The following is a 20,316-nucleotide window of genomic DNA, read 5'->3' as shown; positions in this document are numbered from 1 at the left end:
TCCGACAGTTTCAGTGCTTCCTCCATCCTTGGAGGTCGGATTCCTTATTTTTTTCAAGCTCTTATAGCTCAGTCGGTAGAGCGCATCCTTGGTAAGGATGAGGTCACCGGTTCAAATCCGGTTAAGAGCTCCATATCAAAACCTCTGTCATTTGGCAGAGGTTTTTTTTAGTCTTGGAAATATTAATAATAAGTCGCCAGACACGGTTCAATTATTTCTTATTCCCAATGCGGTTTCGTAAGATAATTTTCCATACTGCTATGTTTTTTAGCTGATAGTCAGCCGTTCGTCTCGTTTCTTTCTACACTCTATCGGTGTTTGTCATCCTGAACGGGTTTTGGTTATGAGTCATCTCAGAGTGTCCGGTCTTACAGGAGTGCTGATTATCAGTTGCTTTGTCGGGGGCTGTGCCAATGTTCATCAAAAGGTTGATCACTGGTGGAAGTGTGCAGCCGCCGGGGCGGTGGTTGGCGCTGCCGGTGGCGCGACAAAGGACAGGAAAGCCGCAGGATGGGGGGCCCTTGGAGGCGCTGTACTTGGTGGTGTTATCTGTGCCCTGAATAATAATAAACCTGAACCGGAAATCGAGTGTCCCATAACTGTTAAAGGCTGGGATGTAAAGACCAAGGGATGTCCGAAAGACTCTGACGGAGATGGTATTCCGGATATTTTCGATAAATGCCCCAATACTCCTCCGGGAGCCTTGGTCGGCCCGGATGGTTGCCCGATTGTGCGGAAAGTTGAACTGGAGTCCGTTCATTTTGAGTCCTCATCAGCTGTGTTAAATCAGAAAGCCAAGGCCATTCTTATAGAAGAGGCTATTTTCCTGAAACGCTTCCCAACAGCCACGGTGCGTTTAACTGGTTATACAGACAGCACAGGGCCGGTGAAGTATAACCAGAAACTGTCTGAGAAACGGGCGTTTTCCGCCCGTGAGTTCCTGATTGACCAAGGTGTTGACCCGTTAAGGATTATTGTTCACGGAGATGGTATTCATAACCCCAAGGGTAATAATAAAACGTCCCATGGCCGATGGGAGAATCGCCGCGTTGATGCGGAAATAGAGGAGAATGATGAATCTCCCTGAATTTCCCTGAATTCTTTGAGGATGACGGCTCCAGGTCAGCTTGGCTGGGGCCGTCTTTCTATCCCGATAACAACTACGCTTATAATTTGTGGAACTCATAAGAGAGGGATGTTATGTCGGGAAGCCCGGAGATTCTTCTGACCTTTGGGGTGTATTTCGTTGTCATGCTGTCTTTGGGTTTTTATGCATGGAAAAGAACCCGGACCAGCGCTGATTATTTCCTTGGAGACCGTTCTCTTGGTCCATGGACAACGGCCCTGAGTGCCAGTGCTTCCGACATGAGTGGCTGGTTATTATTAGGGTTACCCGGATACGCTTTTGCTGCAGGTATGGAAGCTTTCTGGCTGGCGGGGGGGATTCTTGCGGGAACCTGGTTGAACTGGTTGCTTGTTGCCCGGCGTTTGCGGGTATTCAGTCAGGCTGCTGGTAATGCTTTAACTCTTCCCGAATATTTTACCAATCGCTTTAAAGATGAAAGCCGTGCGCTTCAGTTTATTTCTGCCGGTTTTATCCTTCTGTTTTTCCTTTTCTATACCAGCGCCGGTCTTGTGGCCGGAGGAAAATTATTTGAAGTGGCGTTTGGGCTGGATTATCGCATAGCTGTGGTTGTCGGGGCAGTGAGTATTGTTTCCTACACCCTCTTTGGTGGTTTTCTTGCGGTGTGCTGGACGGATCTGGTCCAGGGGTTAATGATGGCTGCCGCCATGGTTGTTGTTCCTCTGGTGGTGATTGATCACGCCGGTGGTTTTTCCAATGTTGTCCTGGCTCTGGAGGCTCATAATGCTGATTTGTTAAGTCCTTTTACAGATAGTCAGGGGCAGCCGCTGGATATATTGCTGATTTTTTCCCTTGTGGGCTGGGGGCTGGGTTATTTTGGTCAGCCCCATATTCTTGCACGTTTTAAGGGGATTCGTAGCCAGCATGATCTTCCCAGAGCCCGCTGGGTAGCGCTGATCTGGAATGCTTTATGTTTGTGCGCCGCCCTGATGGTTGGGGTTTCCGGGCTGGTTTTCAGTCTGAACACAGGTGTACAGGTTCCTGACCCGGAAGGTATTTTCATGATCCTTGTGAATCACCTGTTTCACCCGGTGGTGGCAGGAATTTTACTGGCGGCGATTCTTGCGGCTGTAATGAGTACAGCTGACTCCCAGTTGCTTGTATGCTCGACGGCTTTTGCCGAGGATTTTTACCGGGATATTTTCAATCCTGAATCATCCCAGGAGAAAGTATTGTGGGTTGGTCGACTGGCAGTGATCGGGATTGCTATTGTTGCAATGATACTGGCTATGAGTCCAGACAGTAATGTGCTGAGTATGGTTTCTTATGCCTGGGCCGGTTTTGGCGCGGCCTTTGGTCCGGCTTTGGTAATCAGCTTGTTCTGGCAGAGGATGACCCGCAATGGAGCTCTTGCCGGCATCATCGTGGGTGGTTTAACGGTTGTTCTCTGGAAACAGTTGAACGGCGGCATTTTTGAACTTTATGAACTTGTACCCGGATTCCTGATGTCATCTCTCTCTATTGTTGTTGTCAGTCTGGTTGACCAGCGCGGTAGCGAGGAGCTCCACAATCTGTTTGCAAGAATGAAGAGTTGTCTGAATGCGGCAGATACATAAATTTCTTTTGGATCGCAGTTGACCTCTGCAGCCTGTACTGGTAATTAGTGCATTACTATATATTCCGGGAGTACAGATTTTTGTGCTACTGGAAATCTTCACAAGAGAAAAAGTACCGGAATTCTGGTTAATCTGGCACCACAAGTGCGTTATTTTTCAGACTATAACCGGTGGGAGGTTGAATGACTGTATTGTCCGCATCAGAAATGATTGACCTTGAAAACCGTTACGGGGCTCATAATTATCATCCTTTGCCTGTGGTTCTTGACCGGGGGCAGGGTGCTAAAGTCTGGGATGTAAACGGCAAGTGTTATTTTGACTTTCTGTCCGCATATTCGGCCGTTAACCAGGGCCATTGCCACCCTAAAATCATTCAGGCAATGAAGGCCCAGGCTGAAAAACTGACCCTTACTTCACGGGCCTTCTACAGCAGCGCACTGGGTGTTTTTGAGAAATATATGTCGGAATATTTTGGTTTCGACAAGGTTCTGCCCATGAATACCGGGGCGGAAGCCGTAGAAACGGCTATTAAGCTGTGCCGTAAGTGGGCCTACCAGAAAAAAGGTATTGAGAGCCATAAAGCCAAGATTCTTGTCTGCGATGGCAATTTTCATGGGCGCACCACGACCATCATCTCTTTTTCCAATGATGAAGATGCCCGTAAAGAGTATGGTCCTTACACTCCTGGCTTTATTCGCGTGCCCTATAACGATTTGGCCGTACTGGAACAGGCGATGAAAGATCCTGAAGTGGCCGGGCTTTTGATTGAGCCTATCCAGGGGGAAGCCGGTGTTATTATTCCCGATGACGGTTACCTGAAAAAAGCCTCTGAACTGTGCCGAAACCATAACATCCTGTTTATGGCGGATGAGGTGCAGACTGGCATAGCCCGAACCGGTAAACTGCTGGCAGTAGACCATGAGGCTGTTCGTCCAGATGTTCTGATCCTGGGGAAAGCAGTATCCGGTGGGGTTTACCCGGTGTCTGCGGTACTGGCAGATGACGACATCATGCTGTGCATTCGCCCTGGACAGCATGGCTCAACTTATGGTGGTAATCCCATGGCCTGTCATGTGGCTATGGCGGCTCTGGATGTTATCAGGGATGAGGGCCTGGCAGAAAATGCTATGCGTCAGGGACAGATTTTAAGGAACGGGCTGGGAGAAATTGAACACCCACTGTTAAAGGTTGTGCGCGGAAGGGGGTTGCTGAATGCTATTGATATTGCGCCCAAGGATGGAATTGATGCCTGGAAGGTCTGTCTGAATCTGGCTGAGAATGGTTTGCTGGCCAAGCCCACCCACGACCATACCATCCGTTTCTCTCCTCCCCTGGTGATGACAGATAACCAGACCCATGAATGTGTGGGTATCTTGAAGAAAACCTTCGCTGAGTTATAACTGAAACAATCAGCCCGAAAACAGGAACCCCTGCGAGGTAGCAGGGGTTCTTGCTGAGAAACTGTTCTTTCGTGTTTTTTTTATGACTCTGGCACAGGATTTACTCCAGCAGCATATAAAAAGGCCAGTAAAGGGCACCTGTTATCAGTACCCACAGGGCGATATCGCCAATAACTTTCTCCATTCGTAAGAGTCGACGGGATTGCTTCCGGTTCACAACGATTTCCTTGCTGATCAAATATGTTATTCGGAAAGATGGGATGGCCGGGTCGGGTTATTTTCGGGCCATCACAACGTTCAGTTAAGACGACACAGAAGGAATTGTGACGGGAATTAACAGAATGATTTTTTATCGCACTCTACGCTGTTATTACTTTAGTACTCTCGTCTTTTTGAACCGCCCGGGAAGAGTGGTTGCGAAAGGGTTGGTTATGGTGGAAGAGCTGCCCGCAAAGCTGATCTCCGGGTGATGGGAACATATCTTTTCGTGAATATCGGAAACCTGTTTTCGGTTCAGATCGACAAGAACAAGGCAGGCTCCGGAGTCGATATCTTTAAGAAACCGGGTGATTCTGTAGTTCACTTTCCCAATGCCTGTCAGTCCGCCGGTCCAGGCCCCAAACAGGGTGAAAATAATAATGGTGAACAGGGTTTCGGGAATATCAAAGGCGTTGGGGATCAGCTGGAAGTAATGGATACAGTAGGACCACACCAAGCTTATAGAGAAGCCAATCATAGCCCCCCGTTCGCCCATATGAATAATATCGTACCGCTGAAGAAAGTGAGCCGGGTGGATATGGTGGTGGTAGAGGCCGGCACTGTCGTGGCTGAGGCCGTGCATATGCCACTCTCCAATGCCTGTTGCCCTTAAGTCACTGATCAACCGGTCGGCATCATCAACAGACCGGGCAAGATAATAAAGCCGTTTCATCATCTTCCTTCATCCCAGACCAAAGCATCTGTTGAATTATACAGAGATGGGAAGATGGCCGATAAACGGATTTGATCTTTCCCGGCCCGGTCTTATATCACATGCGGTTGGGGCGAGAACCTGAACGCAGCAATTTCTGAAAACGCTGCTTCTTTTCTTCCGGATCCAGCTCCTGTGCAGGGGGAAGATCGGGAACCAGAGGTCTGGTATCCAGATCGGAACTTTTCTGAGGGACTCCGTCTGACGCTGAGAGCGGGCCGCTTTTTACAGCGGCAGGTTCTGCTGGTATCTGGCCTTTTTCAATAAATTCATCCATAACATCAAGGGCCTCAAGCAGGCCGGTCTCATCCGGGTGATGTTCGGGCAGAGAATCAAGTTTCCCTGCGATCGCGTTACGAATGCGCTGAAGTTCTTCCGGAGAAGCCTGGCTGCCTTTGTTTGCAAGCCAGAGGCGTGCCGAAGCGCCATTAGTAGCCATAAAGCAAGCAGCTCCTGATTGTTATTGAAAGCGGGCAAGTCTACCACAGCCCTCAACAGGGTTTCTTACTTCGGTTTATACCAGCCTGCTGAAACAGTTTTCTTCCATAGATTCTGCAAGAGTACCGAATGCGGGCCATAATGCCCACCGGGATAACCCGGATGGCTTTGTTGATACATTAATCTGCATGTTGTCTGGGGGATAGCCCGTGGTAGTAGATACGGCTTTTCTTTATATTGACTGATACTGAAACACGGAATCATGACGACATCTCCTGTGCGCGACGCTCTGGTCTGGGCGGACTTCTCTTCTGAGTATGAAGATATCCTACATCACAAAGCGGAAGGCATTGCCCGTATAACCATTAACCGCCCCAGGGTTCATAATGCTTTTCGCCCTTTAACGGTGATAGAAATGCAAAAGGCACTGGACGACGCTCGTCGTGACAGTGAGATTGGGGTTATTATCCTCTGCGGTGCGGGGGGGAAAGCCTTCTGTTCCGGTAGTGACCAGAAAGTAAGGGGAAATTCCGGCTACAAGGATGATAAAGGCGTTCATCATCTGAATGTGCTGGATTTCCAGCGCCAGATACGTACCTGCCCTAAACCGGTTGTTGCCATGGTGGCAGGCTATGCCATTGGTGGAGGCCATGTTCTGCATATGATATGCGACCTGACTATTGCCGCAGAAAATGCGGTTTTCGGGCAGACCGGGCCAAAAGTCGGTTCCTTTGATGGTGGCTATGGTGCCAGTTATATGGCCCGCCTTGTGGGCCAGAAAAAGGCCCGGGAAATCTGGTTCCTGTGTCGACAGTATTCCGCGAAAAAGGCTCTGGATATGGGGCTGGTAAATACTGTTGTTGCCTTGGAGGAGCTGGAGGAAGTTACCGTCGAATGGTGCCGGGAAATGCTGAAAAATTCCCCCTTGGCACTGCGTTGTTTGAAAGCCTCCCTGAATGCCGACTGTGATGGCCAGGCTGGTCTTCAGGAGCTGGCGGGGAATGCCACCATGATGTTCTATATGACAGAAGAGGGTCAGGAAGGGCGTAATGCCTTTATGGAAAAACGCGAGCCGGATTTCTCTCGCTTTGGTCGTAACCCCTGATGACATCTGCAGCACACCTGTCCGGTGCTGTTGCCTCTTACCCTCTGGCTGTTGCTGACAATTTGCCCGGTTACCCGGAGGAACATAACACGGATGACCATGTTACATGGTTCCAGATTGTTTTTTTGCATGGCCTGGGGATAATAAGTCACAATCGTTAAAAATCGATCATTGTCGTATGGCTAAGCTGGCGGTTGAGCTGGTTGAAAAGGATGTCTATTGTCACAATATCGCAACATAAAGCAGGGTAGTTGCTGCAGCGGATTAAGATGAATGGCAGATAACTCTAATAACAGATTAAGGGCGTTTATCGCTTATATGTTGCCGCTGGATACAGCGGCAACATTGCATAAGAAGGTACGGCGCTATGAGCATTTGCAGGATGATGTTCGGATTCGCTGGACCCCGCCCCAGAATTATCACCTGACTCTGCGCTTTCTGGGTGACAGTACACGGGAACAACTTAAGCAGGTGGCAGACAGCCTGCGTACACAGCTTAAGGGTTTTCATCCCTTCATATGTATGAGTGGCGGGATTGATTATTTTCCCAATGAGAACCAGCCCAGAGTTATGACACTGAAACTGCATTCTGGCCGTCGTATGGAAGACCTGTATCGCGTGTGTGACCAGATTGCCTGCGCAGCGGGCTATTCCCCGGAGCGGCGGGCTTTCCGTCCCCATGTCACCCTTGCCCGGTCACTGATATCCGGTCCGACCTTTGTACCCGGGCGACTTCCAGGATACCGGCTACAGGTGGGCGAACTGGCATTGGTCAGCAGTGAGCAGAGCGAGAGTGGCGTTCGCTACCGGGTGCTGGAATCCTTTCCTCTCTAGAGCCAGTCAGACTTAACCGATCCTGGTGCTTTTCTTTTGATATAGCAGCCTCTGAGTTCTTAAGTTCTACTTGCAGAACAGGGCCTTGGAGTGTCCTGAGCATTCAGGCGTCTTTTCATGGGGGTAATATCCCCGGCTGAGTGGCGTTGCAGACGGTTACACAAATTTGGGGAACTGCCTCCTGCCTGTCATCTCTAACTGGCTGATGTTCGCTCTGGAAGACAGCCCGGTTATGACATACAGCAGGCACTTACGCTTTCTTTGTTTTTCTTTCATGGTCGGCACCGCCTGGCATTCTGCCTGGAGCGCTGATGATGACTGGTTTGCCAGTTACCACGGTCCGGTTCTCTCCTGTCATAGCCAGAGTTCTCTGCCCGAAGGTGGTTACCTTCTTGATCGTTACCTGTTTATTCCTCCTGATACGGGTATTCAGGCAGAATATCTTGACAGTTTTGAAAATGTTGAATCCGTGGATGGGAGAATTACTGTCGGGCGCAATCTGGTAAAACGGTATGCTGTTCGCCAGGGTTTTATTCCGTTTTTCCATGAGCAATACCGGTTGGATGGCTATAACCAGATAGTGGGGGGGAAGCAGTCCCGAGGATACCTGAAGAAAAATAATCTGTTTTGGGTCGACAGCAATAACCCGGGATATTTATGCCGTGATATTCATAGTGCTCTGGCGCAGTCTCTGGTGATCCAGCAGGAGAACGGTGAATCAACGGAACTCGGTGAAAGCAATCCTGATAGCTCTATTGACTGGCAGGTCGATGTCAGAGGGGCTGTTGAACCCGTGGATGGCAGTAGGCATGTTCTGACTCTTCCTCCCGGAACAACACCTCTGGTGGTGCTGGCCCACAGGCATTCCGGCTATTTCAGTCATGTTTATGATCCCCTTTACCGTGTAGATAAAGCGGTTCCTTTTACCATGGCCGATTACCGGGAATATCACCGCAGCTATTGGGGGGCCATAACCCTTGGGGGCGTCGGTACTCTGCTAACGGGTGGCGCTGGTGCGGCGCTGCTGATGAGCCTGATGAACCCTGTCACCGGATTGTTTGTCGCAGGAGGTGGGCTGGGAAGTGTTCTGGTCAGTGTCTGGCTGCTATCCGATTACACGACCAGTGTACTTGATCATGCTGATAATAGCCGTGAGGCTGTACGCCGTTCCCGGGATATGACCTTATCCCGGCTGGATGATGTCCGACACAGTATAAAAAATAGCAGGATTCTTCTGGGGCAGCGGAATCTGACAAGTTCAAATACACATCTCAAAATGGTCATGGAGGGGTATCAGGCCCGCAAAGCAAGTATTGAACAGCAGAACCAGGCTAACCAGACCGCTATTCGTGAATTATCCGGAGAAAGGGAGAAGCTGGAAAAGCAGTTGGATGATATTGAGTATAAAGAACAGCAGATTCGGGCGCTGGAAGTAAGCCAGGCGCGATTGGAAGGGGATATAAACAGACTGAAGAAACAACTGAAGACCCCTGAGCACCAGGGGAAAACTCTTTCTCTGAGAAAAAAAGAGGTGATGTTTACTGCGTTGAATAATATGCAGAAGGAACTCGGGGGGGTGAGTTCTTCGATACTTCGCCTGCAGGTTGAGCTTCCTGATAAAGCCAGAAAAGACTATCTGAATAACAGCATCAGCAGGATTGGTATGAAGATTTCCTGGGAAAAGCAGGTGGTCCTGGACCGGGATACACAGTTTGATAACGAGTGCGGTGAATCTCTGCAGTTATTGACAAAGTATTTTTCCGCATTCCGTGAGGCTAAAGAACTGAAAGAGCAGAAGCTGCGTTTAAACAGCGAGCTGGGGAAAAAGAACGTTCATGTGGGTTTGATGGAGCTGGTCAGCCGTTACCGGAATTTCCACAGGAAGTCCAGAAAGAGCCAGGTTTTTTCTCTTGTAACGCTACCTGTAGCACAACAACCGCCAGGAAGCTGAGCCAGTTCCTGATCATCCAGCATAACTTCAGGCCCTCCCTTCAATCATCAGACGACGGTTACAGAACAGTGTGTCAGGATTTTCGGCGGGTGATCCGAGAAAGTCTTCACTGTTCCCGTGAATGGAGACATCCCAGGGGAGTGTGGGACAGCCATTCCAGGGGGCGGGTGGCGAGAATGTCTGTTATTGCCAAGTGCTTTCTTCTATTACCAGATGCTGAGCCAGTGTTTCGCCGGTCAGGCAGTAGAGTTCATCAATTATATTCATCTGCAGGCTGCCCGGGCCACGGCTGGTCTTTGCTGCCAGCTGGCCGGCAATTCCCATGGAAGCCAGGGCGGCTGTGGCGGCCACAAGAGGGTCGTCCTCAATACCAAGAAAAGCGCCGGTCAGTGCTGAACAGGTGCAGCCTGTGCCTGTGACTCTGGTCATCATCGGGTCACCGTTAAACAGGGAAATCATTCTCTGGCCATCGGTAATAATATCTACGGCTCCGGTGATGGCGATTACTGTCTGGTATTTCAGTGCGGTTTCTGTGGCTTGTCTTTTCAGACTGGAACTGACCGCGAGGCTGTCAACGCCCCGTGTAGTGCCTTCCTCTCCGTACAGTGAAAGCAGCTCAGAACCGTTACACCGGACAACGGAGGGCTTGTATTCAAGCAGCAGCCGGGCCGTATCCAGTCGAAAGCGGGTGGCACCGGCTCCTACCGGGTCAAGTACCCAGGGGGTTTTGGCGGTGCCGGCGTGACTGGCGGCAGATTTCATGGACATCACGGTACGGCCAGTCAGGGTGCCTATATTGATGACCAGGCTGTTGGCCATGGCCACCATCGGAGCGGTTTCTTCTGTCGCATCGGACATAACAGGCGACGCTCCCAAGGCGAGAAGACTGTTGGCTGTGGTATTCATTACCACGCCATTGGTGATGTTGTGCACCAGGGGAGTGACTTCGCGCAGCTGTGCAAGACTGTTAGCAAGTTTTTCTGTCAGGGTCATCGCGGGAGTCCATTATCAGCCCGGAGATTATAGCACTCCGTATTCTTGTACCCTTTTTAGGGCCACTGAGCCAATCATAAAACCTCAACAGGTTCTAATACAGGTTATTACGTATTTTTTAAAAGGTGCGGAGCTATGAAAAAGTGGAAGTATTTTTGCGAGTAAAATTACAGATAAAAAAGCCAAAAAATATTTATTTTAATAATTTTATTTTCAGATTTTTATTTTTATCTGGTGTTTTTATTTGTTTTTGTTGTTATTGCTGATTGATTAGCCTGCAGTTGTTGTGTGCCCTGCGTCATGGATGTAAAGTAGCGCCGAATTCTGTGCCAGAGCCTGTTCGGGCTCTTCTCTGGCATAGATATATTCACCCTGAATTACAGTTTATTTTCTGTCATCAGCCTTGTTTCTGTGCTTACGGCTGCTCTGTTGTTTTGGCCCTGTTCTGGTGGTGGTTGGGATGTCTCAAACCCGGCGTATTTTTGTGGCAGATACTTTTGCCCTGCTTGTTTTCGGTATTCTTTTTGGCGGTGCTATTGAGCTTCTGAGTGGTTTGACACTGGCCCAGATGTTTCAGTCACGAACGTTAAGTATTCCGGTAAATATGATCGTTGCCCGCCCCTATGGTATTTTCCGTGACTGGGTTATGGCCATCGGGCGTGGGGATCAGGGTGGATATATTCGTAAGACCTGCCTGGATATTGTGGCCTTCTGCCTGTTCCAGATGCCGGTGTATATATTAATCCTGGCAACAACCGGTGCGGGGCTGGACGCCATACTGGCCGCTGCGGCTGGGCAGATAAGTGGTATGCTGCTGGCAGCGCGTCCCTACGGTTTGTGGATGCAGTTCTGTCGCAGCCGTTTTGCTCCTGATATGGCGGTGGCAGCTTAATTTTTATTAAACGGCTTGAATTTCATATTGTTAATAAGTCAGTCGTCGTATGTGTGAAAGCATACGGCTTCCTTTTTACCCTCTCCTTTCTGCTCTCCCTTTTAGGTCTTGCTTCTGTTTTCCTCTTTTTTTCTTTCTAGTTCTTGCTTTCATTAATAATGCTTGTTAGGCACTAATATCTATATTGCCTATTGCCTATTGCCTATAGATTGTTTAGTACCTGTAGATTACTGCTGCTATGCGAATGGTAATGTGCGGGTTTTTGGGGTTTTTCTCTGTTTTATCTTGTTATGTAGTTAATATTTCTGTCTATGGGTTATTTGTAAGTGATTGATCTGAAAAGTGAAATAGAGGCTTTAAGTTTTTGTTTCTGTTTTGGTATAGTCGGGCTTATTCAAGCGTCAGGCTATATTTCTAAAATTTACCTGCCGGTAAAATAATATGTCATGAACAATGCTGGTCAGCAGAAAAAAGAGCTGTCGAACTGTTCTTTTTATTGTCCTGCCTCGCAATAACAACGAATAAAATATTCAGGGGGATAGAGCGTGTCGCTGCTCTGTGTCGAGAATCTCAGAATAGAATTTCCATCCCGGCACGGTGTCGCGGTTTCGGTCAAAGATGTTTCTTTCCAGGTTGAAAAGGGAGAAATCCTCGGACTTGTTGGCGAGTCCGGTGCCGGTAAGTCAACCATCGGTAATGGTATTATTGATCTTCTCAGTCCGCCTGGCCGTGTGGCCGGGGGTTCCATTATTCTGGATGGTGAGCCGGTTCATGGCCTGTCCAGCAAAGCCATGCGCAAGGTGCGAGGCCGACGGATCGGGTTTATCTTCCAGGATCCGATGACTTCCCTGAATCCTCTGCTCACCATCGGCACTCAGCTGACCGAAACCATTATTGCTACTTTGGGCTATGACAAGGCCAAAGCCAAAGCGCGGGCGGTGGAGCTGCTGGATGCTGTGGGCATTCCTCAGCCAGAGTTGCGGTTGGAGCAGTATCCGCACCAGTTCTCCGGTGGTATGCGTCAGCGGGTGGTTATTGCTATAGCCCTGGCCGGTGAGCCGGAACTGATTATTGCTGATGAACCCACTACGGCTCTGGATGTCTCCGTTCAGAATCAGGTGCTGGATCTGATCCGCCAGCTCTGCAAGGAACGGGATGTTGGCTGCATTCTGATTACCCATGATATGGGTGTTATTGCTAACACGACAGATCGTGTTGCCGTGCTTTATCAGGGGGAAATGGTGGAGTGTGGTGCAACCATGGATGTATTGGAACGCCCGCAGCACGCTTATACCCGTAGCCTGATCTCTGCTGTGCCCCGGGCCGATATTCGCCTGCACCGTTTTCCACGGGTGGAATATATCGAGAAGGATGAGTCCAGGCCGATTGATGTGAAGAATCACTGGCTGGGTCAGAAAGAGGTGTTTGGTAAAGTTCGTGACGGTGAGCTGCTCAAGGTTGAGAATCTTGATCTGCGCTTTGTCACCAAGCCCGCCTTTTTTGAAAAGAACCGCAGCTATGTGCAAGCTATCGATAATGTCTCCTTCACGGTAAAAGAGGGCGAAACCTTTGGGCTGGTGGGTGAGTCCGGTTCCGGTAAGTCCACCACCGCACGGGTCATTGCCGGCCTCTATGCACCGGACAATGGTCGTGTGATGTTTGCCGGTCAGGATATGGGACAGCTGTCGGAGAAACAGCGTCGCCCGCTGCGTCGCCAGATTCAGATGGTGTTCCAGAACCCATACTCCAGCCTGAATGCCCGTATGACTGTGGCGGATATTATCGCCGAGCCCATGCGCTTCCATGAACTGACCGAGTCCGAGCGTCAGACCCGGGAAGTGGTTAATGACCTGCTGGATCACGTCGGTCTGGGCGCTTCCGCCGGCCTGCGCTATCCCCATGAGTTCTCTGGCGGCCAGCGCCAGCGTATCTCTATTGCCCGGGCACTGGCGACCCGTCCCCGGTTTCTGATTTGTGATGAACCAACCTCGGCCCTGGATGTCTCCGTTCAGGCCCAGATTCTGAACCTGCTGAAAGACCTGCAGGATGAGCTGGGGCTGACCATGCTGTTTATCAGTCACGACCTGCCTGTGATTCGGCAGATGTGTGACCGTATCGCGGTGATGAAGCAGGGTGCAATCGTTGAAATTAACGACTGCGACAGCCTGTTCGCCAACCCGCAGCAGGACTACACCCGTAATCTGATTGACGTTATGCCCCATCTGGATCATCTCTCCAGAGAAGGGTTGATCTAAATGGGGTCAGGTACATTTTTAAAAATGTACCTGACCCCATTTAAATAGAATAAGAGCAGAAAAAAACACTCCCAAGGGGGAAAGTTAATGCAGATAAAGAAACTACTGGCCGGTATGGTAATGGCCGGTGCCCTGGCCACTGGTGCCCAGGCCGCCTCCGTAAAAATGGCCCTGGATGCTGATCCGGTCTCTCTGGACCCGCACGAGCAGCTCTCCGGCGGTACTATGCAGATGTCTCATCTGGTGTTTGATCCTCTGGTGCGCTGGACCCAGGATCTGGAATTTGAGCCCCGCCTGGCCACCAAGTGGGAGCGTATCGATGACCTGACCATGCGCTTCCATCTGCGCAAGGGGGTCAAGTTCCACTCCGGTAACACCCTGACCGCCAAAGATGTGAAGTGGACCTTTGATCGTCTGCTGACCAGCCCTGATTTCAAGGGGGTGTTTGAACCCTTCGCCGAGATGAAGGTTGTTGACGACTACACCGTGGACCTGGTGACCAAGCGTCCTTACCCGCTGGTGCTGAACACTGCCACCTATATCTTCCCCATGGACAGCGTCTTCTACTCTGGCCTGGACGACAAGGGTAAGCCCAAGGATCAGCTGGTGAAGCACTCTGATACCTTTGCGTCCCGTAATGAGTCCGGTACTGGCCCCTTCCGTGTCACCGACCGCCAGCAGGGTGTGAAAGTGGTTTACTCCCGCTTTGCCGACTACTGGGATAAGAAGTCTCCCGGTAACGTGGATGAGCTGGTGCTGACTCCCATTAAAGAGGCTCCTACCCGTGTTGCTGCACTGCTGTCCGGTGATGTGGACTTTATCGCTCCGGTGCCTCCCACAGACCACAAGCGTCTGGAAAAGACCGACTCTACTGACCTGGTCACCATGGGTGGTTCTCGCATCATCAGCTTCCAGCTGAACCAGGACCGTGTTGAAGCCTTTAAGGATAAGCGTGTGCGTCAGGCTATTGTTCACGCGATCAACAACAAGGGCATTGTAAAGAAGGTTATGCGTGGCTTCGCCACCACCGCTGCTCAGCAGGGCCCCAAAGGCTATGCCGGTTATGTGGAAGAGCTGGCTCCCCGCTACGACCTGAAGAAGGCCAAAGCGCTGATGAAGGAAGCTGGTTATGAAGACGGTTTCACCGTCACCATGATGGCTCCCAACAACCGCTATGTGAACGATGCCAAGATTGCTCAGGCAGTGGCCAGCATGCTCTCCAAGATCAACATCAAGGTTGACCTGAAGACCATGCCCAAGGCCCAGTACTGGCCCGAGTTCGACAAGCGTGCTGCGGATATCATGATGATCGGCTGGCACGCCGATACCGAAGACTCTGCCAACATGACTGAGTATCTGCTGGCCTGTCCCGATGCGGAAACCGGCTGGGGTCAGTACAACTCCGGTAATTACTGCAATCCGGAAGTGGATGCTCTGGTGAAGGCTGCCGGCAGCGAGACCGATCCTTCCAAGCGTGCCGAAATGCTGCAGAAGGTTGAGCGCATCCTGTACGACGATGCTGCTTTTGTACCCCTGCACTGGCAGAACCTGGCCTGGGGTTCCAGCACCAAGGTTGATGCCGCCAAAGTCGTTAACATTATGGACTTCCCCTACCTGGGTGATCTGGTAGTGAAGGAATAACCAGCGCTCGGGCTTAAATGGGGTCAGGTACATTTCCTGACCCCATTTAAATAGTCAGAAAATGTACCTGACCCCATTTAAGCCGAATAAGTGATAGATTTATGCTTGGATTTCTTGCCCGGCGCTTGCTTCAGGCGCTGATAGTGATGTTTGTTATCAGCCTGATAAGTTTCTCTATTCAGGACAATCTCGGAGACCCGCTGCGGGAGCTGGTTGGGCAGTCAGTTTCTGAAGCCCAGCGTCAGGAGTTGCGGGATGAGCTGGGTCTGAATGATCCCTTCCTGGTGCAGTACGGCCGTTTTATCTCCAAGGCTGTGCAGGGTGACCTGGGAACCTCCTATTTTTTTAAAGAGCCTGCCCTGCAGGTGATTCTGGAGAAGCTGCCGGCCACCCTGGAGCTGGTGTTTGGCGCGACTCTGCTGATTATTGTGATTTCCATTCCGGCCGGTGTGTATGCCGCAATTCGCCCCAACAGTTTTTTGACCAGGGCGATTCTGGGCTGGAGTATTCTCGGGATTTCCGTCCCGGTGTTTCTGACCGCGATTTTTCTCATCTGGCTGTTCTCTATTGAGCTGGGATGGCTGCCTTCTTATGGCCGAGGTGAGCTGACTCATGTGTTTGGTGCCTGGAATACCGGCTACCTCAACAAAGACGGGTTGCTGCATCTGGTGCTGCCCTGTGTCTCTCTGGCCAGTATTATGCTGCCGCTGTTTATTCGTCTGATTCGTTCCGAGATGGTGGAAGCCCTGCATACCGAGTATGTGAAATTTGCCAAGGCCAAGGGCCTGAGTAAGGTCAGGGTTTACTTCCTTCATGCTCTCAAAAACACCATGCTGCCGGTTGTAACCGTAGGTGGTGTACAGATAGGCACCATGGTCGCCTATACCATTCTGACGGAAACCGTATTCCAATGGCCGGGCATGGGTTTCCTGTTCCTGGAGGCGGTGAATCGTGTGGATACGCCGTTGATAGTGGCTTACCTGATAGTTGTGGGTGCCATCTTCGTTATCGTAAATACCCTGGTAGACCTGCTTTACGGTCTGATTAATCCCACTGTGCGCCTGGCGGGAGGTGAAAAATGAGCGGTGCATCTGTAGCTGCCCCTGCTTCCAGCCTGAGTCGCTGGGAGCGCTTTAAACAGTCGAACTTCTGGCACAGCTTTACTCGCGACAAGGTGGCTATTGTCTCCTTTATAATATTACTGTTGATGTCCGGTGCCGCACTGCTGGCTCCGGTTCTGGCTCCCACCAACCCTTATGATCTGAGTACAATTGATATTATGGACTCAGAGCTGCCGCCGTCCTGGGCAGAAGAGGGTGAAGAGCGCTTCCTGCTGGGAACAGACGACCAGGGTCGTGATCTGTTCAGCACTATTCTTTATGGAACCCGTACCTCGCTGATGATCGGTTTCTGTGCGGTAATGCTGCAGATGTTCCTGGGTGTGGTGATGGGGCTGAGTGCCGGTTACTTCGGTGGCCGACTGGATAGCTTCCTGATGCGGGCGGCGGATATTCAGCTGTCCTTTTCCACCATGATGGTGGCGATTATCGTGCTGGCAGTATTTCAGGCCTCTTTTGGTACCGAGCTTTACAGCCAGCTGGCGATGTTGATGTTGATACTGGTGATTGGTATCGCGGAATGGCCCCAGTATGCTCGAACCATTCGCGCCTCTGTGCTGGCGGAAAAGAAGAAAGAGTATGTGGAAGCGGCGCGGGTGATGGGCTTTGGCAGCGGCCGGATTATGTTCCGCCATATTCTGCCTAACTGCCTGTCACCGATTCTGGTTATCTCTACCGTGCAGATTGCTAATGCCATTATCAGTGAGGCGGCACTTTCCTTTCTGGGATTGGGGATGCCGGTCTCCCAGCCGTCTTTGGGTTCTCTGATCTCCAGCGGTTTTGAATATATCTTCTCTGGAAGCTGGTGGATTACAGTGATTCCGGGAACCGTTTTAGTGGTATTGGTGCTGGTTATGAACCTGCTGGGTGACTGGCTGCGGGATGTGATGAATCCGAAGCTTTATAAGGGGTAACGGAGAATAGAGACATAATAAAAAGCGGAGCCTCATGGCTCCGCTTTTTATTATGTAGTGCCTGACTCACATGAGCCATAAACAGGCGCTAACGCTTAGCTGGTCGGGCTGATGGCATTGTTGTTGTTATTGCCACCGCTGGAAGACGGAGTGGCACTGGCTGGAGCCCGGCCTGGGGTTGTGGCGTTATTTATGCCACCAGGGCCAGCTGCTGCGAGAGCATTGTTGGCTGCGTTGTTAATGGCAGCGGCCAGCTTTGGAGCTGCAGCAATAGCTTTGGCGGTAATTTCGGCTTTGCTGGCCGGAGCAAGAGCAACGGCAGCAGAAACGACATCAGCCGCAGAGTTGGGGAATGCGGAAACAGCGGCAGCGGCAATATCGGCAGCTTTGCCTGGGTTGGCGGCAATGATACTTTGGACGACCTGTGCGAGGTCTGCCCCTTCAATGGCCATAGCCTGCTTGATAGCAGCTTCCAGAGAAGTGCCGGCACTGATTGCCTGACTTACAACCTGTGTGGCATCAGCAGTGGCATCGGCGTGAGCAATGGAAGCTGCTCCGCAAGTGATCCCAACACTGACAGCCAGTGCCAATAGTGACTTTTTCATAATGATAGCTCCTTGTCTTCCTTGGCAATATCTGCCGTTTTTGGTGATTTTACTTTATCAGGATTAGGCTTTTTCTTTGTGCTGATTGGTTAAGCACACTTTACAAGGATTATACATGGAGTTTGATGTGTATGAATAGAGTTCAGTGTTCTTGTTGATTTTCTATATGTGATTCATATACGACATATGCCATATGATGGGTTGTGATTCGTTTTGTTTGAGTAATAAAGAAGATGAAATATGACATTTATAATACAAACAACAAGTCGTTTTTGTACTGGTAAAGCGCATTCGTTATAAAGTACACTTCTCGCACATTTTACAAAAATCTTTACAAAAACCTTAACAAGTACAGATAAAATAAAGGGGAGGCAGTATGCCAGGGCAAGGAAAGCAGTGTGTAAATGGAGCAAAAGCATCCGGAGTTAAAGGTCTGGTGAATGCCGGTGTTTTTGTGGTGTGTCTGTCTCCGTTGGCCTCTGCAGTCTCTTATGGTGCAATAGCTGAGCCTATGGGTGTTGATCTGGGTGGTTTTCAGATGATTCCTACCCTTGGGGTGACCTATTCCCACGATGACAATATTTATAAGCAGAAGAATAATAAAGTTTCTTCCAATATCCTCAGTATCGCTCCGGCGCTGGAGTTTAAGGCTTTAAAAGGCCTGAGTGAATATAGTTTACTTCTGTCTGCCAGTGATAATACCTATTTCCAGGAGAGAAAGTCTGATTTTACTGACGTGAGTGCTGACCTGTTGATCAAACAGGACTTTAACAGCCGGAATCGTCTTGATTTGACCGCGTTTATTGGTCAGCTCCATGATGCAGGTTCTACTCGGAAATCTGACTCCAAACCCCCTGAGTTTTTAAAGAGAGCACTGGGTGCGACCTACAGCTTTGGCTCTCTGGAGGGACAGGCCCACATTGATTTCTTCGGTAATATTGAAACGAAAACTTATGACAAGCTGAAGTTTAAGGATACCAGAGAAACCAAATATGGAAGTACCTTCTATTACAGGGTTATGCCAAAGACCAATGCGCTTTTGGAAGTGAACAGGCGTGACCTGAATTACCGTAATCATTCTGTCGAAAAGGCCGGTTTTGATGTTACCAGTATACTGGTAGGTCTGGACTGGGAGGCAACTGCGAAGACCAGTGGTTTTGTGAAGATCGGTCGTCGTTCCCGGGATACAAAGGTGCCCGGTGTTGGTACCAAGAGCTTTACCGGTTGGGATATTGGCGTGACTTATCAGCCAGTGAGCTATTCCACCTTCACCCTGAGTTCTGGCCGTAACTATGGCTTTACTGCAGATATTCCCTCTGCCCAGACTTTTACTAAAGGTGATAATACAACCTTGAGCTGGGATCATGATTGGACAACGCGTTTAAGCAGTAATGTAAGCTGGAATGTTGTTGATGAAGGAGTAGAAAGTGCTTCTGGTATTAAGCAGAAAGACAGAAACATTAACGCTGTTTCCCTTGGTTTGACCTGGAAAGTGAAGCGTTGGCTGAATGTTTCTGCCGGATATACCCGTGATGTACGTAATGAAAGTGTAAAAGTTGCGGGTGTTGCGGATGAAGATTACAAGAGAAATGTTTATCGTTTAACACTGGAAGCGTCGCTGTAAAACTATTGTAAGTCTGCGGTTGTGCAGTTTGTCATTGTATAGGTTGTAATTGTAAGAAAGGATGCGTCTGATTTTATTGGCGCATCCCGACCCTTTTTTCGCAAAGACCCTTGGATTGCTGAAGTTTGCGGAATATCTCGATATTTCCCGGCTTGGCTGATGGTCCTCTTCCTGAGTTTTTGGGGAAGATTTTCTTGGTATTTGGCTTTTTCGGGTGGGTCTTCCGAAAGGGCGGTAGCCTGTCTTGATTGTTTGTCTTGAGTGCCCAATATTTGTATCCATTTCGACAAAAAACCTTTAGAGATTACTTATGATCGGATATGTCAGAAAACGGACATGTATTTTCTGGGTCGCTATTTGGCTGGCTACAGGTGTCCGGGCTGAAGAAGCGGTAAGTTATTCCACCTACCGGCTGAATGCCGGGGACATGGTGAGTGTTAATGTATTTGGTGAAGACGATCTGAGTGTTGAAAAACGGCTCACTGATGCTGGCACTATTTCATATCCGTTTCTGGGGGAAATCAAGGTTCGCGGATTGACTGTTGGACAGCTGGAAGGGTTAATAACCCGTGAGTTAAAGGGAGACTACCTGATTGACCCTGAAGTCAATATCACCATTACAGAGTATCGGAAGTTTTTTGTACGGGGTCAGGTGGAAGAACCTGGAGGCTTTTCTTTTGAACCCGGTTTGACTCTCGAAAAGGCCATTGCCCTGGCTGGTGGTTTTACGGAAAGAGCCTCGAAAACCAAAGTGTCTGTCACCCGTGAGGTTAATGGCAAGAAAACAATCATCACTTCCGGGCTGGACAGGCCTGTGATGCCGGGGGATATCGTGAATGTAAAAGAGAGCTTCTTTTAATCATTTTTCTGCAGGTT

Annotated in this window: 17 protein-coding genes and 1 tRNA gene; 14 read left to right on the top strand and 4 right to left on the bottom strand. The window is 49.9% G+C overall.

Annotated elements, in window-relative coordinates:
* Nucleotides 1–57: 57 nt before the first annotated feature.
* From ACY2RQ_RS01990 to rocD, 4 genes are all read left to right on the top strand, one after another.
* Nucleotides 58–133 (top strand) — tRNA-Thr (locus ACY2RQ_RS01990).
* A gap of 210 nt (nucleotides 134–343) precedes the next feature.
* Nucleotides 344–1,087: an OmpA family protein gene (locus tag ACY2RQ_RS01985; RefSeq protein WP_490111271.1), complete on the top strand. Its 744-nt coding sequence runs from the start codon at nucleotides 344–346 to the stop codon at nucleotides 1,085–1,087.
* 113 nt (nucleotides 1,088–1,200) lie between these two features.
* Nucleotides 1,201–2,700 (top strand): sodium/proline symporter PutP, encoded by a 1,500-nt coding sequence (gene putP, locus ACY2RQ_RS01980; RefSeq protein WP_490111270.1) that lies wholly within the window; start codon nucleotides 1,201–1,203, stop codon nucleotides 2,698–2,700.
* Between the two features lie 182 nt (nucleotides 2,701–2,882).
* On the top strand, nucleotides 2,883–4,100 hold the full coding sequence (gene rocD, locus ACY2RQ_RS01975) for an ornithine--oxo-acid transaminase (RefSeq protein ID WP_490111269.1): 1,218 nt from the start codon (nucleotides 2,883–2,885) through the stop codon (nucleotides 4,098–4,100).
* A gap of 370 nt (nucleotides 4,101–4,470) precedes the next feature.
* Here rocD and ACY2RQ_RS01970 read toward each other — a convergent pair whose 3' ends face one another.
* Together ACY2RQ_RS01970 and ACY2RQ_RS01965 are read right to left on the bottom strand one after the other, a co-directional pair.
* Nucleotides 4,471–5,034, bottom strand: a complete 564-nt coding sequence (locus ACY2RQ_RS01970) for a hypothetical protein (protein WP_490111268.1) — start codon at nucleotides 5,032–5,034, stop codon at nucleotides 4,471–4,473.
* 94 nt (nucleotides 5,035–5,128) lie between these two features.
* Nucleotides 5,129–5,509, bottom strand: a complete 381-nt coding sequence (locus tag ACY2RQ_RS01965) for a hypothetical protein (protein WP_490111267.1) — start codon at nucleotides 5,507–5,509, stop codon at nucleotides 5,129–5,131.
* Nucleotides 5,510–5,770: 261 nt separating this feature from the next.
* On the opposite strand from ACY2RQ_RS01965, the gene menB reads away from it, so the two are divergent.
* The 3 genes from menB to ACY2RQ_RS01950 all read left to right on the top strand — a co-directional run bounded on the left by menB (nucleotide 5,771) and on the right by ACY2RQ_RS01950 (nucleotide 9,398).
* The gene (gene menB, locus ACY2RQ_RS01960) at nucleotides 5,771–6,613 is read left to right on the top strand and encodes a 1,4-dihydroxy-2-naphthoyl-CoA synthase (protein ID WP_490111266.1); all 843 of its coding nucleotides are present in this window, start codon (nucleotides 5,771–5,773) and stop codon (nucleotides 6,611–6,613) included.
* A 273-nt stretch (nucleotides 6,614–6,886) separates the two neighbouring features.
* Entirely contained in the window at nucleotides 6,887–7,447 is a 561-nt protein-coding gene (gene thpR, locus ACY2RQ_RS01955; protein ID WP_490111265.1) for an RNA 2',3'-cyclic phosphodiesterase, read from the top strand.
* 166 nt (nucleotides 7,448–7,613) lie between these two features.
* Nucleotides 7,614–9,398, top strand: a complete 1,785-nt coding sequence (locus tag ACY2RQ_RS01950) for a hypothetical protein (RefSeq protein ID WP_490111264.1) — start codon at nucleotides 7,614–7,616, stop codon at nucleotides 9,396–9,398.
* Nucleotides 9,399–9,581: 183 nt separating this feature from the next.
* Here the strand turns inward: ACY2RQ_RS01950 and thiM are convergent, their stop codons facing one another.
* Nucleotides 9,582–10,391: a hydroxyethylthiazole kinase gene (thiM, locus tag ACY2RQ_RS01945; RefSeq protein WP_490111263.1), complete on the bottom strand. Its 810-nt coding sequence runs from the start codon at nucleotides 10,389–10,391 to the stop codon at nucleotides 9,582–9,584.
* Between the two features lie 460 nt (nucleotides 10,392–10,851).
* On the opposite strand from thiM, the gene alaE reads away from it, so the two are divergent.
* The 5 genes from alaE (at nucleotide 10,852) to ACY2RQ_RS01920 (ending at nucleotide 17,211) form a co-directional block, all read left to right on the top strand.
* Nucleotides 10,852–11,283 (top strand): L-alanine exporter AlaE, encoded by a 432-nt coding sequence (gene alaE / locus ACY2RQ_RS01940; protein ID WP_490111262.1) that lies wholly within the window; start codon nucleotides 10,852–10,854, stop codon nucleotides 11,281–11,283.
* Nucleotides 11,284–11,828: 545 nt separating this feature from the next.
* On the top strand, nucleotides 11,829–13,538 hold the full coding sequence (locus tag ACY2RQ_RS01935) for an ABC transporter ATP-binding protein (RefSeq protein WP_490111261.1): 1,710 nt from the start codon (nucleotides 11,829–11,831) through the stop codon (nucleotides 13,536–13,538).
* Between the two features lie 87 nt (nucleotides 13,539–13,625).
* Nucleotides 13,626–15,179 (top strand): ABC transporter substrate-binding protein, encoded by a 1,554-nt coding sequence (locus ACY2RQ_RS01930; RefSeq protein WP_490111260.1) that lies wholly within the window; start codon nucleotides 13,626–13,628, stop codon nucleotides 15,177–15,179.
* A 101-nt stretch (nucleotides 15,180–15,280) separates the two neighbouring features.
* On the top strand, nucleotides 15,281–16,261 hold the full coding sequence (locus ACY2RQ_RS01925) for an ABC transporter permease (RefSeq protein WP_490111259.1): 981 nt from the start codon (nucleotides 15,281–15,283) through the stop codon (nucleotides 16,259–16,261).
* Nucleotides 16,258–17,211, top strand: coding sequence for an ABC transporter permease (locus tag ACY2RQ_RS01920; protein ID WP_490111258.1), 954 nt, complete (start codon nucleotides 16,258–16,260; stop codon nucleotides 17,209–17,211). Before ACY2RQ_RS01925 ends, ACY2RQ_RS01920 begins: the two co-directional genes overlap by 4 nt.
* Before the next feature lie 95 nt (nucleotides 17,212–17,306).
* On the opposite strand, the gene ACY2RQ_RS01915 is transcribed toward ACY2RQ_RS01920, so the two are convergent.
* Nucleotides 17,307–17,816 carry a hypothetical protein gene (locus ACY2RQ_RS01915; protein ID WP_490111257.1) on the bottom strand — a complete coding sequence of 170 codons (510 nt, stop codon included), beginning with the start codon at nucleotides 17,814–17,816 and terminating at the stop codon, nucleotides 17,307–17,309.
* Between the two features lie 376 nt (nucleotides 17,817–18,192).
* Here ACY2RQ_RS01915 and ACY2RQ_RS01910 point away from each other — a divergent pair, with 376 nt between their 5' ends.
* Both ACY2RQ_RS01910 and ACY2RQ_RS01905 read left to right on the top strand, forming a co-directional pair.
* Nucleotides 18,193–19,440, top strand: a complete 1,248-nt coding sequence (locus tag ACY2RQ_RS01910; RefSeq protein ID WP_490111256.1) for an outer membrane beta-barrel protein — start codon at nucleotides 18,193–18,195, stop codon at nucleotides 19,438–19,440.
* A gap of 310 nt (nucleotides 19,441–19,750) precedes the next feature.
* Nucleotides 19,751–20,299, top strand: a complete 549-nt coding sequence (locus ACY2RQ_RS01905) for a polysaccharide biosynthesis/export family protein (RefSeq protein WP_490111255.1) — start codon at nucleotides 19,751–19,753, stop codon at nucleotides 20,297–20,299.
* Nucleotides 20,300–20,316: the final 17 nt, after the last annotated feature.

It is taken from the genome of Parendozoicomonas sp. 209JJ7-1 (assembly GCF_058147085.1).
This window is presented reverse-complemented; position numbering and strand designations above follow the sequence as displayed.